9 protein-coding genes are annotated in these 8,707 nt (G+C 61.8%); 6 read left to right on the plus strand and 3 right to left on the minus strand.

Going from position 1 to position 8,707, the window contains the following annotated elements; all coding sequences use genetic code 11:
* Both NHF53_RS23850 and NHF53_RS23855 read left to right on the plus strand, forming a co-directional pair.
* The coding region (locus tag NHF53_RS23850) for a hemagglutinin repeat-containing protein (RefSeq protein WP_252836430.1) at window positions 1–2,167 on the plus strand (2,167 nt) is incomplete at its 5' end.
* A gap of 4 nt (window positions 2,168–2,171) precedes the next feature.
* Window positions 2,172–2,504, plus strand: coding sequence for a hypothetical protein (locus tag NHF53_RS23855; protein WP_252836431.1), 333 nt, complete (start codon window positions 2,172–2,174; stop codon window positions 2,502–2,504).
* Between the two features lie 106 nt (window positions 2,505–2,610).
* On the opposite strand, the gene NHF53_RS23860 is transcribed toward NHF53_RS23855, so the two are convergent.
* Complete coding sequence (locus NHF53_RS23860) at window positions 2,611–2,898, minus strand: XRE family transcriptional regulator (protein WP_252836432.1); 288 nt, start codon at window positions 2,896–2,898, stop codon at window positions 2,611–2,613.
* Window positions 2,899–3,007: 109 nt separating this feature from the next.
* Here NHF53_RS23860 and NHF53_RS23865 point away from each other — a divergent pair, with 109 nt between their 5' ends.
* The 4 genes from NHF53_RS23865 (at window position 3,008) to NHF53_RS23880 (ending at window position 7,939) form a co-directional block, all read left to right on the plus strand.
* Window positions 3,008–3,340 carry a hypothetical protein gene (locus tag NHF53_RS23865; protein WP_252836433.1) on the plus strand — a complete coding sequence of 111 codons (333 nt, stop codon included), beginning with the start codon at window positions 3,008–3,010 and terminating at the stop codon, window positions 3,338–3,340.
* 375 nt (window positions 3,341–3,715) lie between these two features.
* A complete protein-coding gene (locus NHF53_RS23870) occupies window positions 3,716–4,036 on the plus strand; it encodes a hypothetical protein (protein WP_252836434.1) in 321 nt (106 codons plus the stop codon).
* Window positions 4,037–4,128: 92 nt separating this feature from the next.
* Window positions 4,129–7,605: a hemagglutinin repeat-containing protein gene (locus tag NHF53_RS23875; RefSeq protein ID WP_252836435.1), complete on the plus strand. Its 3,477-nt coding sequence runs from the start codon at window positions 4,129–4,131 to the stop codon at window positions 7,603–7,605.
* Window positions 7,592–7,939 (plus strand): hypothetical protein, encoded by a 348-nt coding sequence (locus NHF53_RS23880; RefSeq protein ID WP_252836436.1) that lies wholly within the window; start codon window positions 7,592–7,594, stop codon window positions 7,937–7,939. Before NHF53_RS23875 ends, NHF53_RS23880 begins: the two co-directional genes overlap by 14 nt.
* A gap of 284 nt (window positions 7,940–8,223) precedes the next feature.
* Here NHF53_RS23880 and NHF53_RS23885 read toward each other — a convergent pair whose 3' ends face one another.
* Both NHF53_RS23885 and NHF53_RS23890 read right to left on the minus strand, forming a co-directional pair.
* Window positions 8,224–8,487: a helix-turn-helix transcriptional regulator gene (locus NHF53_RS23885; RefSeq protein WP_374591341.1), complete on the minus strand. Its 264-nt coding sequence runs from the start codon at window positions 8,485–8,487 to the stop codon at window positions 8,224–8,226.
* Window positions 8,484–8,707 (minus strand): hypothetical protein (locus tag NHF53_RS23890; RefSeq protein WP_252836438.1); only part of this gene is annotated, 224 nt, incomplete at its 5' end. The genes NHF53_RS23890 and NHF53_RS23885, both read right to left, overlap by 4 nt.

The raw sequence follows: 8,707 nt of genomic DNA on the forward strand, positions 1-8,707 counted from the left end.
GGCGTCCTCCACGTCCCCGGTGCCGACGACGCTGCGAAGCGGCGGCTCCGTTGCGATCGTCGCAGAAGAGGGCTCGATCACCGGCCACGGCGTGCAGATTGCGGCCGGCTTCGATGCGAGCGGCAATCCGGTCGCGACCACCGATCCGTCCGTTGGCAACATCCTGCTCTCGGCCGGCGAGGAAATCGCGCTCTATTCCGCGCAGGGGTCCAGCAGCACCGGCTTCTCCGCAACCTCCTCGGGTGCGGGTTTCGGCATCGACCTCGGCACCGGCCTGCCTGTCGCCAGCGGCAGCCATGCGACGGGCGAGGGCGACGGCACCGGCGTCTACAACCTCAATTCCCATGTGACCGGCACCGGCACCGTGGTCATCAACTCCGGCGCGGATACGGTGCTCAAGGGCGCCGTCGTCTCCGGTGAGACGGTGATCGCCAATGTCGGCGGCGATCTCAAGATCGAGAGCGTGCAGGACACGGCCGCCTATGACGAGAAGAGCCTCGGCATCTCGGCAGGCTTCGGCCCGTCCGGTCTCTCCGGCGGCGTCAACAAGGGCACGGTCACCGGCGACTTCGCCAATGTCGGCGAGCAGAGCGGCATCGTCGCCGGCTCCGGCGGCTATCACGTGGCGGTCGAAGGCGGCGTCGATCTCATCGGCGGGGTGATCGCCTCGACGGATACGACCGGCAACAGCTCGCTCTCCGCCGATCACCTGACCTTCTCCGACCTCGAGAACAGGTCCAGCGCATCAACCTCGAACATCGGCCTGTCGGCCTCCCTGCCGCTTTCCGGCTCGGATGCCGCCAATGCCCCGCTCGACGGTCTGGCCATCTCCCCCGCTGTCGGCCAGCCGGCGATGGAGAGCGACGGGGGGACCGCGCGCGCGACCCTCACGCCGGGCACCTTGTCGCTCTCCAACCAGACCCAGGACCTCGCAAGCCTCAACACCAACCTCTCCAAAGCCAATACGCAAGTCGAGATCTACGACATCGAGGAACTGAAGGCCAAACAGAGGAATGCGGCCGCCCTCTCCGAACTCCTCAACATCGGCGTCGGCACGCTCTCGGAAAAGCTCGGCTTCGACGAGGGCTCCCCGGAAAAGGTCGCCCTGCACGCCGCCGTCGGCGCGCTCACCGCCGAGCTCGCCGGCGGCAATGCCGCAACCGGCGCACTCGCAGGCGGGGCAAGCGAGATCGCCAACGGCGTGCTCGCCAAGGTGCTTGCCGCAAACCCGAACCTCAACGAGGCACAGAAGGCCGCCATCACCCAATGGGTCGCCGCCGCCGTCGGCGCCGCAGTCGGCGGGGAACTCGGTGCCGCGACGGCGCTTGATAACGTCAACTACAATTATCTGTATCACAGCGAGCAGCTAGCGCGGGAGAAGGCGAAGCAGCAGCTCGCCAAGTGCAAGTCCGACGGCGGCTGCGATGAGGGACAGGTTGCCTCGCTCGAGGAGCAGATCGGCTACTGGGATAATCTCGACAGTCAGCGCGATCAGGTGCTCGTCGGAGCGTGCAATGCTGACCGCACCAGCGACGCTTGCCTCGCCGCGGTCGCCGATGCGCTGAGGGCCGTCGAATACCTGCGCAATCCGGCTGATCCGTCAGCCGATCCGTCCTCGGTTCTTCCCGGCGGTTACACCGATATGGAAATGCGGCTGGTGAACGGCCGGTTCGGTGGCCTGTCGAACCAGGAATTGGCTACGGCCGTCTACGCGGAGAGGCTGCAGACCATCGCGTTGCTCAGCCAGTATGCAGACTCGGTGCAGACGGCATTGCACGACGAGGCAAACCGCCAGCTTGTCAACGCCGCCACGGCTGTGGTCACGTTCGGCATCGCCCAGAAGGTCATGAGCAAGACCTCGCGGGGTCAAAGCGCAACGAGCACAGAGAGTGGGAGCAGTGGCGCAAGTACTGGAAGGGCAATCGAATTTGACGGTCAATTCTACTCGGCGGATGGTTTCAAATTTTCGAAATCGTACTACGAGTACCTCTACAAGAATGGCCGCCCTGCGCCTTTCATACAGGCTCGTGAGGTTTTGAGTAGTAACCCGAAGGTGATGCCTGATCCTCGAGGAGCAGCAGGATACTTCCGTTATGAGGGCGCGGGGCTAGAAATGATCTACAATCCAACCACTGGTCAAGTTGGCCACATCAAACCCTTGAGGTAGAAGAGTGATCCTTACTGCCGTGAATGCGACGATGGACAATGGTCTGGAGGAGCTCGCCCGAGCCAAGGAAAAGGTGAACCAATGCCTTGCGGCCTATAAGCGCGAGTGCCAACGGCTAATTGAAGAGATTGGTACTGGCTCTCGCTCTGACGCTGAGAAAAGGTTCGATCTGCTCTTTGATATCACTGGCAGGTTATCGAAGGCGTGGTTTGTTCTTGATATCAATATAGGGACTGATCTGCAGACAGTTGTGCGCGAGTTTGAGCGTCTTCATGAGCCGCATACCCGCGATTATTGGTTTAAGCGTTTTCAAGCTGGTGAACGCTGGCCCACGTGACTGCACAGAAACGGTATTCGTCTGACCGCGTCACGTAGGTCATGCGGCGCCGTTTTCGGCTTTAGTTCCGTCGTCGGCGCCTCGTCTATCCCCCGTGACGCCGTCTTCACTCCGCCCCCATGGTTTTGGCGAGGCGCGCGCTGAGGTTGGTTTTTGGCTTGCCGCATGCGGCAACGCCCGGTCCTTTGGAAATTTGCCCCTCTGCGAGAAACTGGATGCCCTGCTTTTCCAAGGCGGCGATCACCCTTGCGACAGTCTCCTCCGAAACGAGGCCGGTGTGATCTGGCTTCCCCTCGATCCTTCTCAGGGTAATGAGCGGGACGCCGGCAATCTCGCATAGCTGGACCTGTGAGAGGCCAAGCAGAGTACGACCAGCCTTGATGAGAGCTTTCATTGCGCTTCCTGATAACTTTTGCTCAGTCAAGCACTTGTTTCCGATTGGGGCTAGTGATAGATAGTTATCAGTTGAATTGAGCTGATCGGTGTCTCGTGAGGTGTAGAATATGGCTGCGGGCAAGAACAGACCGGACACCGAGCTCGAACGGCTGATTGCCGCCTACTTCGACGCGCGATCCGCATGGCTCGACACCGCAGCTTCGAGCGGCGAGCTTGTCGCGGACGATGACCGCTTCGAGGCATTCGAGGCGGCGGGCCGCGCCATTGTCTATCACCGCTGCAGGCTCCCTGAAACCGTCACGCGCAAGATTGCCTTCGTCCTCGACACCGCCGACCTCTACAGCATGGTCCGGGAGGACGAAGACGAGGCCGGCGATCTCCTGCGCGTATTTCTCTCCTCCCTGATCGGCGAGACGGCCGAACCCGCCTCGCGCCACTGACGGCGATCGCCGGCGCTGCCTGTTTGGGCAAATCGCAGGACAGAAAGAGCGCGACAAATCACAATCGTTACATTAGGTTGACCACAGGGCAGTGACGCGCTGCCTCGGGGCGTGCAAACCCTTACCAGTGGCTGGTGCTGGCCGAATCGGCACCGTACTCCTTGACCTATGGTCGGGGAGCCTGTGGCGTATGCAACAGGCCTCCGGCTAAAGGCTACAGGGCCGTCTGGTACGGTTTGCAACTCCCCGATCACCAAGGGTCAATGAGCAGAGAAGCGGGGGCGCCCGCGGCTGCTTCCGGAAACCGGCTCGTGCACTTTTCCTGTCGATCCAAGTTTCCGATGACCCTTGCCGTTGCAACAAGGGGAAACCGTCATGTCGGATACAAAGCAGGCAGTGAGTTGCAGCTTCTACACCTACGTTTTCGGCGATGATCTCACGAGGACCAGCCGCCGCTTCTATGATACGCAGGATATGGCGCGGCGGGATGTCGTGACCTTTCGCAGGGAATTGCTGGCCGACAAGGATCGCAGCGATCCGCTGCCGGACATGAAGATCGTCCGCATGGAGACGGTGCCGGTTACTCGCCAAGCGCTCGTCTCGCTCTTCAACGACCTCGACGGCAAGCTCGGCGGCTTCATCTGCTCGCGCGAAGTGGTCGAGGTGATCACCGAGCCGCAGGTGCGGGCGGGGTAGGGCGGCCTCTGCTTATTTGCCCATCAGGACCGCAGTCGGTTCAAGTTCATCATTACGTCGAACGACATGGCCGGCCTTGAGAAGAGAAGCCCTTGCTCCGCCACCCTCCCGCATTCCTGACCGGCGTTCTCGCTGCACTTCTCGCCCTGCAGCCCGCCGTCGAGACGGCCTCCGGCTCCTCGATCCGGGGCGGCAGCGGTGTTGCCGTCTCCGCCGGAAACGACGTGACGGTCTCCGCCTCCACGCTTTCGGCCGGCAGCGCCGACCAGACGGCCGACCTCACCATCGCCGCCGGCGGCAACATCGTCGTCAGCTCCGGCAAGGACGTGCTCGATCAGGATACGCAGTCCCGCGGACACGGCTTCCTGCAGAGCAATGAATGGTCGTCGGAGGTCCATGACGAGACGACCGTCGCCTCCCGTCTCGGCGCCTCGGGCACTGTGACGCTTGACGCCGGCAAGACGGTCGCCATCGCCGGGTCTGAGGTCACGGCGGGCGAGGACATCGCCATTGCCGGGGAGAGCGTCGCCATCATCGGCGCGCAGGAGGCGCACGACCTTGCGATCGGCAAGGAAACCTCCGGCCTCTTCGCCGGCTCGGGAGACGGCTTCTTCTCGATCTGGGGCGAGGAGGAGAAGGAAAAGAGCGGCAGCGCCGTCGTCAATGCCGGATCGATGCTTACGGCGGGCGGCAACGTCTCCGTCACCGCCCGCGCTCGCGACATCGACATCGTCGGCTCCGGCATTGCCGCCGGGGGCGACATCGCGCTTTCCGCCGCAAACGACGTCAACGTGACGCCCGGCGCCGAGAGCGCCATGTCACAGGAGACGGAGAAGCGCTCCGGCTTCGGCATCAGTCTCTCGTCGGGCAACGGCTCGGCCTCCATCGGCATCGGCTACGGCTCGGCCGAGGATGAGGTCACGCAGTCCTCCGGCACCAATGCCGTCTCCACGCTCTCGGCCGGACGCGATATCACCATCACGGCCGGCAACGACGTCAACCTGCAGGCGGCAAAGGTCGAGGCCGGGCAGGACATTGCCCTCTACGCACTCAACGATGTCAATCTTCTCTCCGCGCAGGACGAGACGAACTATGCTCATCGGCACGAGGAGTTCTTCGCCGGCATCAGCCTCAACGTCCAGTCGAGTCTGATCTCTGCCGGCCAGCAGCTTGCCGATTCCGCCTCCGGGCTCGGCGACGCCAACGGCCTCTACTCGCTCGCCCCGACGGCACTTGCAGCCTATAAGGCCGGCACGGCGCTCCAGCAGGCCGGAGACGGCGGGTCGCTCGGCTCGGCCTCGCTCACCATCGGCTTCACGCAGCAGAAGACGCTGGAGACCGCGTCCTCCACGTCCCCGGTGCCGACGACGCTGCGAAGCGGCGGCTCGGTTGCCATCGTCGCGGAAGAAGGCTCGATCACCGGCCACGGCGTGCAGATCGCGGCCGGCTTCGATGCGAGCGGCAATCCGGTCGCGACCACCGATCCGTCCGCCGGCAACATCCTGCTCTCGGCCGGCGAGGAGATCGCGCTCTATTCCGCGCAGGGGTCGACGAGCACCGGTTTTTCCGCAACCTCCTCGGGTGCGAGCTTCGGCATCGATCTCGGCACCGGCCTTCCCGTTGCCAGCGGCAGCTATGTGACGGGTGAGGGCGACGGCACCGGCGTCTATAACCTCAATTCCCATGTGACCGGCACCGGCACCGTGGTCATCAACTCCGGCGCGGATACGGTGCTCAAGGGCGCCGTCGTCTCCGGCGAGACGGTGATCGCCAATGTCGGCGGCGATCTCAAGATCGAGAGCGTGCAGGACACGGCCGCCTATGACGAGCAGAGCCTCGGCATCTCCGCAGGCTTCGGCCCGTCCGGTCTTTCCGGCGGCTTCAACAAGGGCACGGTGACCGGCGACTTCGCCAATGTCGCCGAGCAGAGCGGTATCGTCGCCGGCTCCGGCGGCTATCACGTGGCGGTCGAAGGCGGCGTCGATCTCATCGGCGGGGTGATCGCCTCGACGGATACGACCGGCAACAGCTCGCTCTCCGCCGATCACCTGACCTATTCCGACCTCAGGAACAGTTCCAGCGCATCCACCTCGAACATCGGCCTATCGGCCTCCCTGCCGCTTCCCGGCTCGGATGCCGCCAATGCCCCGCTCGGCGGTCTGGCCATCACCCCCGCTGTCGGCCAGCCGGCGATGGAGAGCGACGGGGGGACCGCGCGCGCGACCCTCACGCCGGGCACCCTGTCGCTCTCCAGCCAGACCCAGGACCTCGCAGGCCTCAACACCGACCTCTCGAAGGCGAACACGCAGGTCGAGATCTACGACATCGACGAGCTGAAGGCCAAACAGAGAAGTGCGGCGGCCCTCTCCGAGCTTCTCAACATCGGTGTCGGCACGCTCTCGGAAAAGCTCGGCTTCGACGAAGGCTCCCCGGAAAAGGTCGCCCTTCACGCCGCCATCGGCGCGCTCACCGCAGAGCTTGCCGGCGGCAATGCCGCAACCGGCGCACTCGCAGGCGGGGCAAGCGAGATCGCCAACGGCGTGCTCGCCAAGGTGCTCAAGGCAAACCCCAACCTCAACGAGGCCCAACAGGCCGCAATCACCCAATGGGTCGCAGCCGCCGTCGGCGCCGCAGTCGGCGGTGAACTCGGGGCCGCGACAGCGCTCGATAATGTCAATTACAATTATCTGAACCATGACGACGCGGAAAAACTGACCGAGGCCAAGGCCGCCTGCAAGAACGGCGACAAAGCCGCCTGCGAGCAAAAGGCGCGGCTCGAAAAGAAGGATGAGGATCAGCAGAAACAATATCTGACCTGCAGAAGTACCGGCTTTGCCGGGGCAGGCTGCGATGCGGTGTTCAAGGACGTCATCGTGGCGCTTTCGAGCTACAGCGGCATCGCACCGTTTGACTTGTCGAAGGCGGATCGCCTGGCGATTCTCGACAGCGACGGCAACCTCGACCAGCTCGTCAAGATACTGGCTCCTTACGGTGCAGCCTCCTTGCCCGACGGCAAGCAGAAAGAGCTTGCCAAGCTGATCAATTACCTGACCGGCGACAACACCGGATTCACCGCCACGCCGTGGACGCTCGAACAGATCGCCAGCGGTGATCCGTCGTCATTGGCTCAGGTGCTCGGCATCATCACCCACAACACAGCGGTCGCCGGCCTCGGCAAGCTCGTGGGGAAAGTTGACAACGGGGAAGTTGCTACAAATAAGACACAACTCATTGATGACCTGATGGCCGGCGGCACCAAGGTCACCCCTGAAAACGTGGTCGACATTCAGAAGCTGCCTGATGGTCGGACTGTGTGGCTCGAGTCCGGAACCGCTGATTCAGGATTGCAGCATATTGTTGCCAGACATGGCGATGAGTTTAGAAAATGGGGCGTCCCAGAAGCTGACATTCCAGATTTCGTGGGCCAAGCTCTGAGAGACAACAATGTCGTGGGAACAAGTAGCGGTGCTCCCGTGTATTTGGTGGGAGATGTTCCTACCGCAGTTGTCGTTTCTGACAACGGTTACATTGTCACCGCCTATCCGGTAACCAAATTTGAAAGATATTGATATGGTGAAAAAAGTCATTCTCTCCTGTCAATTTTTGACTCCACCCGTTTTCCTTTACGGAGATGAAGACGAAATGCTCAAGAGCTTGGGTTATGTCCCGCAAAAAGTTTCGGGGCCGGTTGATATTTCAAACTTGCCTATTTCTGCCTCTCTTCGAGAGGCGATTGCTGGCTGGGATCAGCAGTATCAGAACACCTTCAATAGGCCCTATCCTCCTGATTCTGGCTTCTCCTCTCCAGATTTGAAAGTAGCCCATGTCAAGCAAGGGACCGAACTAGCCAGGCGATTGCAAGAGGAACTTGGTGAAGGCTATTCCGTGGAATACAAGCCTTGACCCTCGTTTTCCTTCGCAATTTTCTGATCAGTCTGAAGCCTCTTCTGGGGGTTCTGTTCCCATTGCTTATGACGGCCTTTCGAGCGGTGGCGGTTCTTGTGTGAACCAGCATGGGGGTTCGACGCCTATCAGCATGATAAGTCTTTGAGAGATTTAGAGCAGGTGGGGTCCCTACGCTGCGCCGAATGACAGACGGTATTCGCCGGACAGTGCCCCGCTCCGAATTCGGGGCGGGCAGCGTCGTGTTCTTGCGGCCTTGATTCCGGGTTTTCCCTCGCAACGGTCTATTCTCGCCGTGAGGCAGCGGTTCTGCGGAACCGAATTCCGGCGCCCTTTTTCTCGTCATCCGCGACGAGCTCGATTCCCGCCTCTTCCAGTGCCGCGACGATACTCGCAAGATTGTTGCCGATAGGAACGTGAGCTCCGCGCTCGAAATCGGCAATGGTCTGGCGGGAGACGTTCGCGGCTCTCGCCAGCTCGATCTGGCTCCAGCCCAACATCGCCCGCGCGCCACGGCATTGCTCCGCTGTCAGTGCGATCCTATTCACTGCAAACTTTCTGATTGACATCTATCATTCTGTAGGTAACTCTGAGGCAGTCGATCAAACAGGTGCGGGAACACCTGCTTGATCTGACCATAATCGAAGCTGTTCGGAGCTCGGATCATGGTTTCTCTATTCGGCGGTTTTAGGTCAAGTGCCTTCTTTCTTTTTACTCTGCCGCTAGTAGTGTCTTTCGCGAGGCCGTGCTTCTCTCCGGGATCGGCAT

The sequence above is a fragment of the Ciceribacter sp. RN22 genome, from assembly GCF_024054295.1.
In the GTDB taxonomy this organism is placed as follows: domain Bacteria; phylum Pseudomonadota; class Alphaproteobacteria; order Rhizobiales; family Rhizobiaceae; genus Allorhizobium; species Allorhizobium lividum.

Coding starts and splice junctions, on each gene's coding strand:
- NHF53_RS23870 (WP_252836434.1), top strand. CDS start 3,716: ATGTCGGATACAAAGCAGGCAGTGAGTTGCAGCTTCTACACCTACGTT.
- NHF53_RS23865 (WP_252836433.1), top strand. CDS start 3,008: ATGGCTGCGGGCAAGAACAGACCGGACACCGAGCTCGAACGGCTGATT.
- NHF53_RS23860 (WP_252836432.1), bottom strand. CDS start 2,898: ATGAAAGCTCTCATCAAGGCTGGTCGTACTCTGCTTGGCCTCTCACAG.